Origin of the sequence: Curtobacterium sp. ZW137 (genome assembly GCF_003762905.1) — a bacterium.
In the GTDB taxonomy this organism is placed as follows: Bacteria; Actinomycetota; Actinomycetes; order Actinomycetales; family Microbacteriaceae; genus Curtobacterium.
On the sequence record NZ_RJKS01000002.1, the window covers coordinates 315,496 to 330,342 of the forward strand.

Here is a 14,847-nt window from a genome sequence, read left to right on the forward strand (position 1 = left end):
TCAGTCTCCCTTCACGCCTTCGGCGGCTTCTGCGATGGATCGGACGGTGATCTGCGTCCAGAGGGCTGCGGCCCGCGGGATCATGTCCGCGGCCGACTTGTAGACGGGGCCGGCACGGCGACGGAGCGGGAGCTGCGCCTTCGTGCGGCGGGTGACCGAGAAGGCCTTCCCGCGCGAGCTGGTCGCCTGGTAGGTGGTCTTCTCGCCGCGGTTCGCGCCGAACTCAACGCCCGCGTACATCGACTTGGGGTCGAAGCCGCGGGTCAGCCGGCGCCCGACAGTCGCCGCCTTCAGGCTGACGTTGTTCGAGGAGACCGAGGCCCGCGCCGTGTTGCCGAGCGCCACGACCTCCAGCCGCGTGACCGACCGGCCCCGGACGGCTTCCTGCCACTCCGGGGCCAGCTCGCTCGCGGTGTACTTCCGGATCCGCTTCGCGATGGTCTGATCGATCGCCCGGAGAGCGATGAGCACCGCGCGGAGCTCGTCGCTGTTCCGGGCGTCAATCTGGAGCATCAGGCGGCGGGGCTGAGGACCGGCTTGCCGTCGATCGGGAGCGACACCGTGGACTCGGCGTAGGCGTTCACGGCGCCGCCCGCGGAGCCCGGGGTGAGCGTCACGGTCGCGGTGAACGAGGGACCGCCGTCCTTCGGTGCGAACTCGACCTCGACCTCGTCGCCCTCGTGCTCGTAGAGGTAGCGCGAGAAGCCGTCGGCGCTCCAGTCCTGCCCGAAGGTCAGGTCCGCCTGCCAGTCGGCGGCGGCGGTGTTCTTCGCCGTCGCGCCGTTGAACCCGGCCCACGTCGCCGTGGCGGTGTTCGGGGTCAGCGTGCAGCTGGAGAGCTGCGCGGCGTAGTCGTGGTCCGCGACGGTGAACGTCACGTCCTTCATGAAGATGGTGGACACGGGTTACTCCTCGGAGTCGGTGCGGGTGTAGGGGACGGTGAAGGTGACGTTCCACCCGAAGGTGCCGCTCACCGCGACGGCCTCGGCCGTCTGGACTCGAAGGCCCTCGACGGAGTTGAGCGCGGCGACCGCCTCCAGGACCTCGTCGTCCAGCGCGTCCCAGACGCGCGCGGGGTCCTTCTGCGGGTCGAGGACGGTGGCCTCGAAGGTCAGCTCGAACTCGCCCAGCGGGGTCACGGGGTGCGGCGCGATGGTCGTCGCGTGGAGCATGACGGTGACCTGCGAGAGCTGGTCGACGGAGTCGAGGTAGGGCACGAGCTTCCACGTCTTCGGCAGGAGCGGTGCGACGGCCTCGGTGATCTGTTCGCGTGCGGTCGCCATCAGAAGATCGCCCCGATCGCGCGCTTGGGACGGAGGAGGTTCTTCACGGTCCAGTCCATCGGGAACACGGTGACCGTGAGGTCACCGCCGCCGAGCGCGCCGTCGGAGTTGACGTGCCCGCTGTTCCACAGGGCGCGAGCCTGCATCAGCTGCGCCTGCCGGTAGCGGGCCGGCACGATGTCCACGGCCGGCGCGAACGCGAGGCACTGGTCCTTCGCGGACTCCAGCACGGCGAAGAGCGCCGGGTCGCCCACCGGGGCGTCCCGCCAGTCGTCGCGCGCGGAGTCGAGTGTGTGCCAGCCGTCCGGCGCCTCCACGACGACGGGCTCCGTCGCGATGGTCTCGGAGCGGAGCGTGTCGCCCGTGCCGGTCGTGAGCACGACGCGGACCTCGTGGAGGCCGGCGACGGTGAACGGGCTGGTCGCGCCGAACGGCGCGTGGAGCACGCCGTCGCCCAGCACCGGCAGCACGCCGAAGTCCACGGCCACCGTGCCGTCCGGCTTGTAGAGCTTGGCGCTCGCGGTGCCGTAGAGCGAGGAGGGGCCAGCCTCGCTCACGTCGACCTCCAGCGCATCGGCCGGGTGGTCTCCGATCACGTAGTGCATGTCCCCTCCTCTCTCAGTCGGTGCGCGGTGCGCGTCAGGCGGTGTACGGGCTGACGAGCTGGAGCGCGTCGGCCTTGTTCACGAGGACGCCGGCGTAGCCGTAGAGGCCGGAGTCGATGCCGCCGTTGGCGACGTCGAGGGCGTCCACGCGGATCGGGGCACCCGGCAGCTCGTAGACCGTCGCGGCCTCACGAGCGCCGACGAGGACCTGGCCCGCGCCGAGCTTGTTCGTCGCGCGGATGGTGAACGAGTCCAGCTCGCCCTCCTGCCCGGTGAGCGACAGGCTCGCGTTCAGGTAGCCGAGGACGTCCTGCTGCGGGGTCTTCGCGATCTGCTTCCACAGACCGGTCTCCACGAGCGCGAAGGTCGGGGTCGCGTTGGCCTCGACCACGGCGGCGGCGCCGTCGATGATCGCGGAGAAGCCGGCGCCGATCGAGAGGCCGGCCGGGTTGTCGGCCTCCATCGCGGTCGCCTCGTCCAGGATCGCGTCGAGCACGATCGTCTCGTCGGCCCACTGCGCGTAGGACTCGGCCATCGCGGCGTAGTACGCCTCGAAGAACGAGAGGTCACCGAACGCGCGGAGGTCCTGGAACTCTCGAGCGATGTCGTGCGCCCCGGCGAACCGGGAGGCGGTGCCGGTGACGGCCTGGAACTTCGGAGCGTTCGAGGGGACCGCGGACTTGTTGCCGGCCCAGGTGCCACCGGTCGGCTTCGTGAGCCACTTGTAGCCCTTGAAGTCGAGGGCGTTCAGGTCGGCGTGACCGAAGAGCGGCAGGAACTTCTGGAAGTAGCTGTTCCCGTCCCAGACCTCACCGATCCACGTCGGGAGCGCGATGCCGGTGGTGAGGCCACCGGTGCCGTCGTACTTGACGTCCGAGAGCGCCGCGAAGAGCGAGTGCTCGGGCGTACCCATCGCCTCGCCCAGCGAGGCCATGAGGGTCTGGTCGCCGCGGAGCGTGCCGCTGCGGCGGGCGCTCATGAGGGCGAAGACCTGCGACTTGGACAGGCCCTTCTTCTCGGTGGGAGCCGCTGCGTTCAGCGTCCCCGGGACGGTTGCGTTCGGCACGTCGGCCTCCTGGTTGGTGTCGTCCGGCTGTACCGGCGGGGTGACCGCGACGGTGGTCGTCGTGGTGGTCTCGGTGACCGTGCCGTCGGCAGCGGTCTCGGTCTTCTTGGTCGTCACGGTCTTCGTGGCGTTGCCCTGCTCGTCCACGGAGGTGTCCTCGGTGGTCGTCGCGTCGGTCTCGTCGGGCGTCAGGGGCTCGACGTCCTCGGGCAGCTCGCCCGCGTCCGCGGCCATGAGCGCTGCGCCGGGGAACGCGCCCTTCTCCACGACGGACGCACCGAAGATGCGGCCCGCGAGCGCCTTGCCGGCGCGGAGGACGATGCCCTTCGCCTCGACGGAGAGGTTCGTGCGCGAGCCGGCGCGGAAGTCGGTGAGGGCCTGGTCGCCCTCGTCGGTGTCCGCGAAGCGGAACGTGCCGTGGATGCCGTCCGAGTGCTCTGCGAGGAGCGTGGCGCGGCCGACGGGGGTCTCCCGGTCGTGCTGCACGTTCAGGGTCACGACCGAGGGGTCCTTCGGCAGCGTGAACGCGCCGGCCTCGACGGTGAACTTGCCGAGGTTCGTGTTCCCCTGGACGCCGAACGGCACGAGGAGGCCGGAGATTGTCCGGTCGTCGGCGGAGGCCTGGAGCGTCCCCGCCTCGATCAGTACGTCGGTCATGGTCAGTCCTCCGTGGGAGTGTCAGTCGGGTTCGGCAGCGCCGCGTAGAGCTGCGTGAAGTCGAAGCGGACGCGCTGCCCGCGGGGCACGACGTCGTCCAGGGACAGGCGGTGCTCGATCGGGCCTGCGTAGATCGGGAGCGACTGGTCGTAGAAGCTGTTCCGGTTGCCTTCCGCCGTCGAGTACGTCAGCGAGGCGGTCGCGAGGCTCGCGTCCATGACGGAGGACGGGATACCCACGAAGGCACCGATGTCGGTGCGCGAGGCGTTGCGCGCCTGAATCGCGAAGTCCGTCTCCTGCGTCCCGGGGAGCGTCAGGTCGAGCCCGTACGGCAGGAACGTCACCGTTCCGTCGGGGCTGCGCCGGTTCGTCGCGTAGTTCTCGATGATCTTCCGGACTTCGTCCTGGTCGAGGTTCGCGTCGGCGTCGGTCTGCTTGATCACGGCGGTCGGGTTCGGAACGCGGGCGCGGCCGGCGACGGCGTCCTCGATGTCGCGGGCCTGCCGGATCGAGCGGGAGCCGACGTCGAGGAGCGCGTCCGTGACGCCGGGGATGTAGACCACGGTGCGCTCGTCCACCGGCTTCTCGTCCACGAGGATCGTGCCGTTCGTGACGGTCCACCGATCCGGGCTGATCCGGTCCATCGTGATCGGGAACCCGTCGCTGCCGCGCACGACTGCGAGGAGCGCGGCACCGTAGAAGATCAGGTCGTCCACGATGTAGGTCCACATCCACTGGACGCTCGTGAGGTCCTGGTCGGTGCGGTAGAGCCATGCCGGCTGCGAGGCGACCGGCCCGTTCTTGTCGAGCGCGACGAGCGGCTGCCGGCCGATGGTCGGCGCGAGGAGGTTCCGCGCCTTCGCCACGGCCGGCACCCGCATCGCTTCGGCCCGGGTCAGCGGGAACTCGATGCCCTCGAAGATGTCGCCGAGCACGATGCCCTGGAGCTGATTCGGCGTGTAGGGGCTCGCGATCCCGTCAACGCGCACGCCCGACTGCGCGAGACGGAATGCAGTGCGAATACCCACGAGCCGGATACTACGGCATTTCTACATGTTGTAGAGCGTCTTTGGTGTATTACTTTTGTGCTACTTCCTTCGGCATTTGTAGTGCATTAGTACCACGCATTCCGTCACATCACGATCGCGTGTAGCTTCGGTCGGCTCGCGGACTGGTCGTAGGCCCGGAGCGCCATCGTCGCGGCCACGAGCGGCGTGATGTCCCCGCCGCTCGCGACTCGGCCCCACGCCCACGAGGTCCCGTCGCCCCACACGCGCTTCGCGGCGAACGCTGCGGCAGCCGTCAGCCCCTCCTGCCCGAAGTGGTGCAGCTTGCCGTCCTCCAGGTCGCGGAGGAACGTGACGCACGAGGGCGACACCCCGCCGCGCTCGACAGGGCGGAGCCGGCTCTTCGCAGCCGAGCGGGCGCGCTGTAGCTCCTCCTGAACCACCTTGTTCGTCCCGATCGGATCGAAGCCGACGGGCGCCTTGTACTTCGTCGCGAGGGCCGCGATCCGGTCCCGGACCCACGTCGATCCGGGCTCGTGCGCGATCAGCTCGACGTACGCGACCCCGTCGACCCGCCACGCGGCAACGATCGCCGCGGAGCTGCCGTTCGGGCTCACGTCGAACCCGAAGGCCACGGACTGCGGGTACGGCAGCCGTGCGACCGCTGCGGCCTCCCAGACGTGCGAGGGGATCACGGCGCTGTCTGCGGACACCGGCCAGAGCCCCATGTACTCGCGGGACCACTCCGGGTCCGCGAAGGCCCCACGACGGGAGCGCATCTTCTCCAGGGTCGTCAGCGTTCCGATGCCCGGGTGCACGCGGCACCACAGGGCCTCGTCGTTGATGTCCTCGTTCGTCGTGCCGTCCGGAGCGGCGTACTCGAGGATCGCGACCCCGGCGTCACCGTTGCGGCCCTGCTCCAGCGTGTCCCAGAGCCACCCGGCGCGGAACTCACCGGCCGTGCCGGAGAGGATCAGCTGCGCGTCGTCCCGGGTGTCCATGAGCGGCAGGGCGCCGGCCTTCAGCTCCGCGCTCAGCTCCGCGTCGAACTCCTGCGCCTCGTCGAACCACACGACGTCAGCGGCCCCACCGCGGAGCGCCTTCGCCGTGGGAGTGTTCAGCATGCGGAACACGGACCCGTTGCGGAACGTGAGCTGCATGGAGCCCGTCTGCTTGCGCACGGTGAACGGCCACTGGTCCTGAGGCGTGCCGCCCTGGTGCAGCTCCAGGTCCGCGATCCACTCGCGGAAGAACTCGGCGGACTTCGTGCCCGACTGCGCCGAGAAGGTCACCTTGTAGCGGCGGCGCCGGAGGCAGCGTCCGAGGAGCGTCGCGAGGATCGAGGTCGTCTTGCTCGATCGACGCGGGACCTCGACCACGACGGTCTCCTCGCCGCTGTTCACGACGTCCGCAATCATGAGCTGCTGCGGGTGCAGGGTCATCCCCGTCTCACGTAGACCCAGAAGCTCGGCGCCCTCCAGGAACTCCGCTCGTCCTTCCGCGTCGTCCGAGAGATTCGACACGTACAGCGGGCGAATCCCACTGTCTCGGATCTGGTCCCAGCTCTCCGGGAGGAAATCCTGGAGACGCCGAGCGAGAGGAGTCACGTCATTCTCAAAACCTGCGGTCACCACGGTCGAATCCCTTTCGTCGCGTCGGACTTCGCCCGTCGTCGGTTGTTCGTGATCTTCGCGCCGTCCTTGCCACCGGCTCGGCGGTTGCAGCTCTTGTGCGCGGGCTTGATCAGGTGGTCGGGGTAGGGCTGGTGCTCGGGCCACCCGACCAGGGACACGAGGTGGTCCGCCTCCCACTCGTCACCGCTGCGGACCGGCAGCCCGCACCGGCAGCACGGCGCCGGCAGCGTGCGCTCCAGCCGTGCACGCTGACGCTTGCCCTCGCCGTTGCGCCACTTCTCGTGGTGCCGGCTCACGGCTCGCTCACCGCCCCGCTGTCCGGCTCCTGCCCGCTGTCCTCCACGGGCTCGACCACGGGCTCCGGGTCCGGCTCCACGACCACCGTGTCCCCGGGCTCCGTGCCCGCGAGCATCGCGGCCTGGAACCGGGTGAACACGTCGCGGTCCTCCTCGCGGAGCACCCACTGGTCAGCGGGCCGCTGCCGCGCCTCGTCGCTGGCGTTGTTCCACGCCGCCACGAACTGGTCCCGCTGCGCTGCGAGGAGCGGCCGGATCGCCGTCGCCAGTCCGTCCGGCACACCGCCCAGCTCGTCGGTCAGCGCTGCTGCCAGCTTGATCGTCACGATCGCCATGTCGTCCTACCTCTCGTCTGCGGTGCCCGTTCGCACCTGTCGCTTGTAGTGGAGCGCGCACAGCCCGTGCGCCTCGTGCCGCCGCGTGCAGCCCTGCACGGTGCAGCCGACCGGCTCCTCGCCGCATCGACCGCACAGCCCCTGCTCCTCGAACCACACGAACCGCACGCCGCACTCGCCGCACAGCGGTGGTCGCTTCGGTCCTGAGGGGCCAGGAGCACGGCCTGCCTCGACACCTGCTCTTGCCCTGCTCTCCCGGGTGCTCCGTGCTCCTCCTCCCTTAGGGTCGGAGGAGCACAGGAGCACTCCCGGGCCTGCTCCTGAGGAGCACTGAGGAGCGCTCCCGGAGCACTGGTCAATCACGGCTCGACCGCCACTCTCGAAGGGCGTCGAGGGCTCGGTCGCTGCCCCACTTCATGCGGGTCTGCACGTCCCGCTGCGAGGTCGGCGGCGGGGTCAGGCCGTCGAGGAGCTGCGCGTCGGCGCTCACCCGGAGCGACTTCATCTGGTCCGGGGTCAGGGTCTGCCCCGGCACCGCGAAGTGCCACGAGCCGTCCGCCGCGTCGATCACGAACGAGGTCACGACGGGCTCGCGCACGCCTGCCGACGTCGCGGATGCGAGGTCACGCACGGAGCCGTGCCGGTCCTTCAGGAGCCGAAGCGTCGCCGTGCCGCCCGTGGTCGGGGCGAAGGGCGTGGTCGCCTCCACGCGGTAGAGCGCGCCGTCGACCGCCCGTTTCTTCGCCACGGTGCCCGTGCCACCGAAGGCTCGAGAGTCGGCGCCCTTCGCCAGGTGGTCGATCGTGAGCACCGCGATCCCGGCCTTCGCGACCCGGGCCGCGACCTGCCGGTTCACCTTCGTGTACTCGTCGGCGCTGTCCGAGCTGGCGCCGAACATCGGCAGAAGCTCACCGATCGAGTCGATCACGAAGAGCGAGTAGTCGTCGGCGTGCGCCACCACGTACTCCACGAGCGCCAGCACGCCCTCGCTGTCCTCGGGCTGCGCGAAGCTGAACCCCAGGAGGTCGAGCTTCGTCGCGCCGAACGAGTCAAGCCGGCCGCGGAACGCACGCGCCCCGTTGTGGTCGAGGTCGAGCCACACGACGCCCCGGTCCTCGTCCGCGTGCACGGTCTGGAGCGCGAGCGCGACGGCCACGAGGCTCTTGCCCTGCTCCGGGTCACCGATCAGGCCGTTCACCGCCCCGGCGTACAGGAGCCCCGGGCCGTCCACACGAGCGCCCACCGTCGCGAGCACGGGGTCGCTGGTGTCGATGTCGGTCAGCTCGATGAACATGGGCGTGGGCTCGTCGCTGCCCTCCTCGGCCGTCGCGACCGTCGTCCGGCCCGTGCCGTAGGACTCGTTGTCCCACGCCTCGACCCGGGCGTTTTCGGCGCGGAGCGCGTCCCAGAACGAGGCCGGCTGCGCCTTCCGCTCGGCCGGGGTCATCTCGTCGTACAGGTCGAGGATCGTCGTCGCCGGCCGCGGCGGGCGCTGCGCCGGCTGCACGAAGTCCTCGACCGTCGCGTTCTCGAACGCGCTCAGGTCAATCTCGATCGAGCCGTAGTGGTCCTCGGCTCCTGAGTCCTCGACGTCCCACTCGTTGCTCATCAGCGTCATGTCCTGTCCTCGTCGTCGGGCGACCACACGTCGTGACCGGCCAGCACGGGCTCGAAGCGCTCGGCGTAGCTGCCCGGGTGCCGGCTGCTCAGGCAGTCCAGCTCCATCGGGGTCAGCGGGCGACGGCGCCACTCCTCGAAGTCGCGCTCGCCACCTGCCGGCACGTAGCCGTGCACGAACACGTCGGTGTCGACGTCCTCGCACAGCGCCTGCCAGCCGGCCTCCTGCTCGGCGGTCCAGCCCTCAGGGCGCTCGGCGGTCATCGGGTCGCCGCCTTCGCGGCTGCGAACTCCGCCTGCACGGCGTCGGCTTCTGCGAGGACGGGCGCCACGTCGTCGGCCCAGTCGGCCATGCGGTCACGAAGCTCGTCGGAGACGTGAAGCACGGTCGGCTGCGCGCCGTCGATGATGCGGTGGAGGCGGTCGCGCTGCTCGCTCGTGAGCGGCGGGGCGTCGGCCACGGCGCGCTCGATGGCAGCGGTGATCTTCGCTTCGGCCAGCTCGCGCTGCGCGGCTGCGATCTTCTCGGCGCTGCCGCCGGATCGGCGCAACCCGCCCAGGCGGCGGGACGCGACCTGCGGCGCGGTCATGGTGGTTTCGGTCAAGGTCGGTTCTCCTCGAATGAGGTCGAACCGTCGGTTTGCGAACCGTGCCTTCCGCTGCCCAGTCCCCTGACGGTGGGCCTTACGCGGGTCGGATTCTTCGCCTGACGCGGTGCGGGATGTTCCCGCTGGTGACTAGCTAAGCATGACTGCTAGCAGACTGTCTATAGCCAATATGTAGCACTTTTGTAGTACAGATCAGCGCCACTCGAGCGTGACCGTGTCGGGGTCGAACCCGCGCCGTCCGCGCACCCCGCGGTGCAGCGTCACGACCAGGAGCGCGTCGATCAGCGCCCGCTGCCGGTCGAGCGAGAGGCCGGCGACGTCCGCGGCGCCGGACTCCGCGAGCACCCGCGAGGGGCCGGCCGCGGCGTCGATGCGGCGCTCCACGTCCTCGATCTGAACGGTCAGCGCGGAGGCCTGCTCCTCGACGGCGTCGAGCCCCATGAGCCCGCGAGCGAGGAGCGAGGCCAGCCCGTCCCGGCGCTCACGGAGCGAGCGCGCCTCCTCGTGGAGCGGTGCCGCGTCGTCGGCCGGACGCTCGGCATCGGGCTGCTGGAGGCGGCGCTGGAGGACGCGGAGCACGAAGTCGTCCACGGGTGCCATCGTCCGCACGAGGCCGCACGAGGGGCACCAGTACCGGCCCCCGGAGCCCGCGGTACGGACGGTCCCGCCGCACTCGCACCGGAAGAGGCTCGTGCCGAGCGCCTTCCGCGCGGTCGAGCCGGTGCGGTTCGTCTGCCGGCGCGGGTCCGCGAGGCGGCGCTGCACGAGGTCGAAGGTCGCGCCGTCCACGATCGCGTCCCACGAGCCCGTGCCGACGACCTCACCCTTGTAGACCCGGCGCCCCGCGTAGCGCGGGTTCGTCAGGATCGTCCGGACTGTCGAGGGCGTGCGGTCGTGCTCGCGCGAGAGCGAGCGGAGCGTGTCCCCGGCAGCGAAGCCCTCGAAGAGCGCGCGCACGACGCGGCCCTCGTCCTCCACGACCGAGCCGTCCGTCGCGTAGCCGGTCAGGCGGACGCCCTTCGGCACTCCCCCGCCCGCGGCGCGCTGCGCGTTCGCCCGGGTCTGGCGCTCGCCCTTGCGGCGGACCTCGAAACGCGCGATCGACGCGAGCATGGTCGCCCGGAACTCGCCGTCGGCGGTCGTCAGGTTCAGCTCGCCGTCGACCGTGATCACTTTCGCCCCGGTGTCGATCAGGACGTTCAGGTCCCGGGTCGTCCGGAGGAGCCGGTCGAGGTCGAGCGCCACGACGACGTCGAACACCCCTGCCGTCGCATCCGCGAGCATCCGGCCCCACGCCGTGCCGGCGCCCCGCGCCTTGCTCGCGCTGACGTCGTTGTCCTCGTACTCGCCCACCACGGTCCAGCCGCGGTCCTCGGCCAGCTGCCGCGTGCGCTCGCGCTGCCGGTCGATGCCGGCCTCGCTGGACTTGGACTGACGGAGGTACAGAGCTGCGCGCTTCACAGCTCCGACAATAGGTCTAGCTGTGACGGAACTCCACCACGTCGCCGTCCTGCATGACGTAGTCCTTGCCCTCGATGCGGGCCTTGCCGTGCGCACGCGCCTCGGCGATCGACCCGGCCTCCATCAGGTCGGCGAAGGAGATGACCTCCGCCTTGATGAAGCCCTTCTCGAAGTCGGTGTGGATGACGCCGGCAGCCTGGGGAGCCTTCCAGCCCTTGCCGATGGTCCACGCGCGCGCTTCCTTCGGCCCGGCGGTGAGGTAGGTCTGCAGTCCGAGGGTGTCGAACCCGATGCGTGCGAGCTGGTCGAGCCCCGACTCGGTCTGGCCGGTCGACTCGAGCAGCTCTGCGGCGTCCTCGGGGTCGAGGTCGATGAGCTCGGACTCGATCTTCGCGTCGAGGAACACCGCCTGCGCCGGGGCGACGAGTGCGGACAGCTCGCCCTTGCGTGCCTCGTCGGTGAGGATCGCCTCGTCGACGTTGAAGACGAAGATGAACGGCTTCGCACTGAGGAGGCCGAGCTCGGCGATCGGCGACAGGTCGATCTTGGTCGCGGAGAGCAGTGTGCCCTGCTCCAGGGCGGCGCGCGCTTCGCGAGCGGTCTCGAGCACGATCGGCTCGGCCTGCTTCAGCTTCACGGTCTTCTCGTAGCGCGGGAGCGCCTTGTCGATGGTCTCGATGTCGGCGAGGATCAGCTCGGTGTTGATGACCTCGAGGTCGTCGGATGGCGAGACCTTGTTCGCCACGTGCACGACGTCGTCGTCGGCGAACCCGCGGACGACCTGCGCGATGGCGTCGGCTTCGCGGATGTTGGCGAGGAACTTGTTGCCGAGCCCCTCGCCCTCGCTCGCACCCTTGACGATGCCCGCGATGTCGACGAACGACACCGGCGCCGGCACGGTCTTCTCCGAGTTGAACAGCGTCGCGAGCTGGTCGAGCCGCGAGTCGGGCAGGTTGACGACACCGATGTTCGGCTCGATGGTGGCGAACGGGTAGTTCGCCGCCAGGACCTGGTTCTTGGTGAGGGCGTTGAACAGGGTCGACTTGCCGACGTTCGGGAGACCGACGATTCCGATGGTGAGAGCCACGGGAGTAGAGCCTAACGGTGGAGGGCCCGGACGGCTGCCGCGACCGTCGCGAAGACCTCGGCCTGGGCCCGCTGCGATGCGCGCCACCCACCGGTCACCTCGAGCGAGTGGTCGGCGCCGGCGACGGTCTGGAGGCTCGCAGCCGTCCGCGAGACGCGTTCCGGCCGCCACATGCCGTCGTCCGACCCCCCGATCGCCACGTGCGTGTCCGGTGCGGTCGCCAGCGCGGCGACCACGTCGTCGTTCGTGAGCACCGGCGTCAGCCACACGCCGCGCACTCCGTGTCGCACTGCCCAGGGCAGCGCGAAGCACCCGAACGACTTGGCGATGACGAGGTCGGGCGCGCGTTCGCCGATCGCCGACCGGACGGCCGTCTCGACGAACGCGACGGGTGCACTCGACGCAGCCTCGTCCACGGTCCAGGTCGGCGCGATGACCTCGCATCCGGCGTCGGCCGCGATCTTCCGGGACCACCACAACAGCGGCGCCTGCTGTCCGTACCCGGCGCCCTGGAGCAGCAGCACGAGTGGGCGTCGCACGGTCTCGTTCCCCATGTCCCAACCGTACGTGGCAGCCTGGCTGCATGTGGTTCGAACGCGATCGGCTCGGCGTGCACTCGATGGGGCACGATGCCCGAGGACAGCGGCGGTACTTCACCTCCGACACGATCGACGCGCTCAGGGCGTTGCCCCCGCGAGAACTCGAGGACTTGCACGACGTCCTCGCGCAACTCGAAGCCGACGTCCTCGTCGAGTACGACCCGGAGGACGCGTCGATCGACCACGACGACGAGGACCGGCACCGACTCGTGACGCTCCCGGTCGACTTCGCGTTCCCGCCGACCACCGCCGACTTCGCCACGGCGTTCACCGCACACGTCCAGAGCGTCCCGCTCCGCTGGCGTCTCGACGTCGCAGCGGTCGCGTTCGAGCTCGTCGGGACCCTCCTCGACCCGTACTGGGCGGAGCAGCGGGCACGCCGGACGGCGACGTGGCGCATCACCGCACGACGCCGTCGCGGCTCCCGGCGGTCCCGACGCCGCTGAACCGCGCCGTCGAGGAGCTCGCGCCGGCGCAACGCCGTCCCGCGTTCCGACGATGTCGGCACCCCGTGCGACGATCGGTTCCGTGCCGTTGAACTTCACCGCGATCGACTTCGAGACCGCGAACAGCTCGCCCGCCAGTGCGTGCTCGGTCGGACTCGTCAAGGTCCGGGCCGGCAAGGTCGTCGAACGGGCGTCGTGGTTCATCCGACCGCCGTTCGGGCACGACGCCTTCCTCGAGTGGAACACCCGCATCCACGGCATCGTCGCCGAGGACGTGGTCCGCGCGAAGACGTGGGAGCAGCAGTACCCCGACCTCGTCGCGTTCGCCGAGGGCGACGTCCTGGTGGCGCACAACGCCCGGTTCGACATGGGCGTGATCGCGGGCGGCTGCTCGGCGACCGGCATCGAGCTCTCCGAGCACCACTCGATGTGCTCGCTGCAGGTCGCCCGGCGGACCTACACGCTCGACTCGTACCGGCTGCCGGTCGCGGCGATGGCCGCCGGCTTCGAGGGCTTCCAGCACCACGACGCCGCGGCCGACGCCGAAGCATGCGCGGCGATCGTGATCCACGCTGCCGGACGGCACGCCGCGGACACGGTCGAAGCGCTCGGCGCAGCGACACGGGTGACGATCAACCCGGTGCGGATCCGTGCCGAGAAGCCGAAGGCGGCGAACCAGCCCCGGCTCTCGAACCGCCCGATGATCTTCGCGGACTGACCAGGCCGGACCGAACCAGGCCGGACCGGGCCTGACCGGACCGGACCGACCGACGGACCCCCCGGTCGGGCCGCCACAGCGCTACGCTCACCGCATGGCGACCCCCAGCACGATCCAGCGCGAGACGGTCATCGCCGCGCGCCCGTCCGAGATCGTCCCGTACCTCGCGGACCTGCACCGCTGGGTGGAGTGGTCGCCGTGGGAGGGGCAGGACCCGGCCCTGCAGCGCGAGTACGGCGGCACCCCGGGCACGGTCGGGTCCACGTACGCGTGGAAGGGCAACCGCAAGGCCGGTGCCGGTTCGATGGCGATCACGAAGGTCGCCCCGGCAGAGGTCGACGTCGACCTGCAGTTCACCGCACCGTTCACGTCGTCCAGCGCGGTCGCGTTCCGGTTGACGGACGTGAGCGATGCCGACCACGCGGATGCGGCCACACGCCTCGTCTGGTCGATGACGAGCCCGCAGAACCTGATGTCCCGCGTGATGGGCGTCTTCGTCAACATGGACAAGTTCCTCGGCGGCGACTTCGAGAAGGGGCTCGCGAAGCTCAAGGCGGCGGTGGAGCGCTGACGGAACGGACGCCGATGGTATTGTCACGACAATCCCACGCGGCACCGATGCCGTGCACCCGCACCTCCTGAAGGACCCAGATGACCAACGAAGGCCAGCTGCCGTCCGACCTGTTCATGGACCTGGACCGGTCGGGCCCGATGCCCCTCTACTTCCAGGTCGCGTCGCGCATCGAGGAGTCGATCCGCTCCGGCGCGATGCCTCCCGGCGCCCGCCTCGAGAACGAGATCGCCCTCGGTGAACGGCTCGGCCTGTCCCGCCCGACGATCCGACGCGCGATCCAGGACCTGGTCGACAAGGGCCTGCTCGTCCGCCGCCGCGGCATCGGCACGCAGGTCGTGCACGGCCCGGTGACGCGCAAGGTCGAGCTCACGAGCCTCTACGACGACCTGGCGCAGGGTGCGCAGAAGCCGGCGACGACGCTCCTGGAACGGAACGACGTGCCGGCGCCGGACGTCGTGGCCGAGGCGCTCAGTGTCGAGCCGGGGACGACCGTCGCACACATCCGCCGGGTCCGGTTCGCCGAGGACGTGCCGATGGCCATCCTCGAGAACTACCTGCCGCCGGAGTTCCTCGACATCACGGAAGCCGACCTGCAGGCGCACGGGCTCTACCAGCTGCTGCGTGCCCGCGGCGTGACGATGCGCGTCGCGAAGCAGCGGATCGGCGCACGGGCGGTCACCGACGAAGAGGCCGGTCTCCTCGAGATCGAGGACGGCGACCCGGTCCTGACGATGAGCCGCACCGCCTACGACGCCTCGGGCCGAGCGGTCGAGTACGGCGTGCACTGCTACCGCCCGGACCGCTACTCGTTCGAGGTCACGCTCGTCGACAAGTAGGCCGTCGTCCGCTGCGCC

The 14,847-nt window shown here is 70.3% G+C and carries 19 protein-coding genes; 4 read left to right on the forward strand and 15 right to left on the reverse strand.

The genetic code is table 11. The annotated features are described in order from the left end of the window. The 15 genes from EDF55_RS06645 to EDF55_RS06715 all read right to left on the reverse strand — a co-directional run bounded on the left by EDF55_RS06645 (position 1) and on the right by EDF55_RS06715 (position 12,210). Positions 1-513 (reverse strand): hypothetical protein, encoded by a 513-nt coding sequence (locus tag EDF55_RS06645; RefSeq protein WP_123654153.1) that lies wholly within the window; start codon positions 511-513, stop codon positions 1-3. After that, positions 513-902, reverse strand: a complete 390-nt coding sequence (locus EDF55_RS06650; protein WP_123654154.1) for a hypothetical protein — start codon at positions 900-902, stop codon at positions 513-515. Before EDF55_RS06650 ends, EDF55_RS06645 begins: the two co-directional genes overlap by 1 nt. A 3-nt stretch (positions 903-905) precedes the next feature. Continuing rightward, positions 906-1,283 carry a hypothetical protein gene (locus tag EDF55_RS06655; RefSeq protein ID WP_123654155.1) on the reverse strand — a complete coding sequence of 126 codons (378 nt, stop codon included), beginning with the start codon at positions 1,281-1,283 and terminating at the stop codon, positions 906-908. Continuing rightward, complete coding sequence (locus tag EDF55_RS06660; protein ID WP_123654156.1) at positions 1,283-1,888, reverse strand: hypothetical protein; 606 nt, start codon at positions 1,886-1,888, stop codon at positions 1,283-1,285. The genes EDF55_RS06655 and EDF55_RS06660 overlap by 1 nt, the downstream gene beginning before the upstream one ends. Positions 1,889-1,922: 34 nt before the next feature. Beyond that, positions 1,923-3,611: a hypothetical protein gene (locus EDF55_RS06665; RefSeq protein WP_123654157.1), complete on the reverse strand. Its 1,689-nt coding sequence runs from the start codon at positions 3,609-3,611 to the stop codon at positions 1,923-1,925. A gap of 2 nt (positions 3,612-3,613) precedes the next feature. After that, positions 3,614-4,639: a phage portal protein gene (locus EDF55_RS06670; RefSeq protein ID WP_123654158.1), complete on the reverse strand. Its 1,026-nt coding sequence runs from the start codon at positions 4,637-4,639 to the stop codon at positions 3,614-3,616. A 104-nt stretch (positions 4,640-4,743) separates the two neighbouring features. Further along, positions 4,744-6,060: a hypothetical protein gene (locus EDF55_RS06675; protein ID WP_123654159.1), complete on the reverse strand. Its 1,317-nt coding sequence runs from the start codon at positions 6,058-6,060 to the stop codon at positions 4,744-4,746. A gap of 185 nt (positions 6,061-6,245) precedes the next feature. Next, positions 6,246-6,548 carry a hypothetical protein gene (locus EDF55_RS06680; protein ID WP_123654160.1) on the reverse strand — a complete coding sequence of 101 codons (303 nt, stop codon included), beginning with the start codon at positions 6,546-6,548 and terminating at the stop codon, positions 6,246-6,248. Then, positions 6,545-6,883, reverse strand: coding sequence for a hypothetical protein (locus tag EDF55_RS06685; protein WP_123654161.1), 339 nt, complete (start codon positions 6,881-6,883; stop codon positions 6,545-6,547). Before EDF55_RS06685 ends, EDF55_RS06680 begins: the two co-directional genes overlap by 4 nt. A gap of 355 nt (positions 6,884-7,238) precedes the next feature. After that, positions 7,239-8,501 (reverse strand): AAA family ATPase, encoded by a 1,263-nt coding sequence (locus EDF55_RS06690; RefSeq protein WP_123654162.1) that lies wholly within the window; start codon positions 8,499-8,501, stop codon positions 7,239-7,241. Next, a complete protein-coding gene (locus tag EDF55_RS06695; RefSeq protein ID WP_123654163.1) occupies positions 8,498-8,764 on the reverse strand; it encodes a hypothetical protein in 267 nt (88 codons plus the stop codon). The genes EDF55_RS06690 and EDF55_RS06695 overlap by 4 nt, the downstream gene beginning before the upstream one ends. Further along, positions 8,761-9,105, reverse strand: a complete 345-nt coding sequence (locus tag EDF55_RS06700) for a hypothetical protein (protein WP_123654164.1) — start codon at positions 9,103-9,105, stop codon at positions 8,761-8,763. Before EDF55_RS06700 ends, EDF55_RS06695 begins: the two co-directional genes overlap by 4 nt. 195 nt (positions 9,106-9,300) lie before the next feature. After that, positions 9,301-10,569 (reverse strand): recombinase family protein, encoded by a 1,269-nt coding sequence (locus EDF55_RS06705; RefSeq protein ID WP_185017197.1) that lies wholly within the window; start codon positions 10,567-10,569, stop codon positions 9,301-9,303. A gap of 16 nt (positions 10,570-10,585) precedes the next feature. After that, complete coding sequence (gene ychF, locus EDF55_RS06710; protein ID WP_123654166.1) at positions 10,586-11,656, reverse strand: redox-regulated ATPase YchF; 1,071 nt, start codon at positions 11,654-11,656, stop codon at positions 10,586-10,588. 11 nt (positions 11,657-11,667) lie between these two features. After that, positions 11,668-12,210 carry a hypothetical protein gene (locus EDF55_RS06715; RefSeq protein ID WP_123654167.1) on the reverse strand — a complete coding sequence of 181 codons (543 nt, stop codon included), beginning with the start codon at positions 12,208-12,210 and terminating at the stop codon, positions 11,668-11,670. A gap of 29 nt (positions 12,211-12,239) precedes the next feature. Here EDF55_RS06715 and EDF55_RS06720 point away from each other — a divergent pair, with 29 nt between their 5' ends. From EDF55_RS06720 to EDF55_RS06735, 4 genes are all read left to right on the forward strand, one after another. After that, positions 12,240-12,701, forward strand: coding sequence for a hypothetical protein (locus tag EDF55_RS06720; protein WP_123654168.1), 462 nt, complete (start codon positions 12,240-12,242; stop codon positions 12,699-12,701). An 82-nt stretch (positions 12,702-12,783) separates the two neighbouring features. Continuing rightward, on the forward strand, positions 12,784-13,419 hold the full coding sequence (locus EDF55_RS06725; protein ID WP_243698304.1) for an exonuclease domain-containing protein: 636 nt from the start codon (positions 12,784-12,786) through the stop codon (positions 13,417-13,419). A 94-nt stretch (positions 13,420-13,513) separates the two neighbouring features. Beyond that, positions 13,514-13,990 carry an SRPBCC family protein gene (locus tag EDF55_RS06730; RefSeq protein WP_123654170.1) on the forward strand — a complete coding sequence of 159 codons (477 nt, stop codon included), beginning with the start codon at positions 13,514-13,516 and terminating at the stop codon, positions 13,988-13,990. A gap of 80 nt (positions 13,991-14,070) precedes the next feature. Continuing rightward, the gene (locus tag EDF55_RS06735) at positions 14,071-14,829 is read left to right on the forward strand and encodes a GntR family transcriptional regulator (RefSeq protein ID WP_123654171.1); all 759 of its coding nucleotides are present in this window, start codon (positions 14,071-14,073) and stop codon (positions 14,827-14,829) included. Positions 14,830-14,847: the final 18 nt, after the last annotated feature.

Excerpts from the sequence above, each read along its gene's own strand:
- EDF55_RS06690 (WP_123654162.1), bottom strand. The coding sequence starts at position 8,501 with ATGACGCTGATGAGCAACGAGTGGGACGTCGAGGACTCAGGAGCCGAG.
- EDF55_RS06730 (WP_123654170.1), top strand. The coding sequence starts at position 13,514 with ATGGCGACCCCCAGCACGATCCAGCGCGAGACGGTCATCGCCGCGCGC.
- EDF55_RS06655 (WP_123654155.1), bottom strand. The coding sequence starts at position 1,283 with ATGGCGACCGCACGCGAACAGATCACCGAGGCCGTCGCACCGCTCCTG.
- EDF55_RS06735 (WP_123654171.1), top strand. The coding sequence starts at position 14,071 with ATGACCAACGAAGGCCAGCTGCCGTCCGACCTGTTCATGGACCTGGAC.
- EDF55_RS06685 (WP_123654161.1), bottom strand. The coding sequence starts at position 6,883 with ATGGCGATCGTGACGATCAAGCTGGCAGCAGCGCTGACCGACGAGCTG.
- EDF55_RS06665 (WP_123654157.1), bottom strand. The coding sequence starts at position 3,611 with ATGACCGACGTACTGATCGAGGCGGGGACGCTCCAGGCCTCCGCCGAC.
- EDF55_RS06695 (WP_123654163.1), bottom strand. The coding sequence starts at position 8,764 with ATGACCGCCGAGCGCCCTGAGGGCTGGACCGCCGAGCAGGAGGCCGGC.
- EDF55_RS06675 (WP_123654159.1), bottom strand. The coding sequence starts at position 6,060 with ATGACCCTGCACCCGCAGCAGCTCATGATTGCGGACGTCGTGAACAGC.
- EDF55_RS06660 (WP_123654156.1), bottom strand. The coding sequence starts at position 1,888 with ATGCACTACGTGATCGGAGACCACCCGGCCGATGCGCTGGAGGTCGAC.
- EDF55_RS06645 (WP_123654153.1), bottom strand. The coding sequence starts at position 513 with ATGCTCCAGATTGACGCCCGGAACAGCGACGAGCTCCGCGCGGTGCTC.
- EDF55_RS06715 (WP_123654167.1), bottom strand. The coding sequence starts at position 12,210 with ATGGGGAACGAGACCGTGCGACGCCCACTCGTGCTGCTGCTCCAGGGC.
- EDF55_RS06720 (WP_123654168.1), top strand. The coding sequence starts at position 12,240 with ATGTGGTTCGAACGCGATCGGCTCGGCGTGCACTCGATGGGGCACGAT.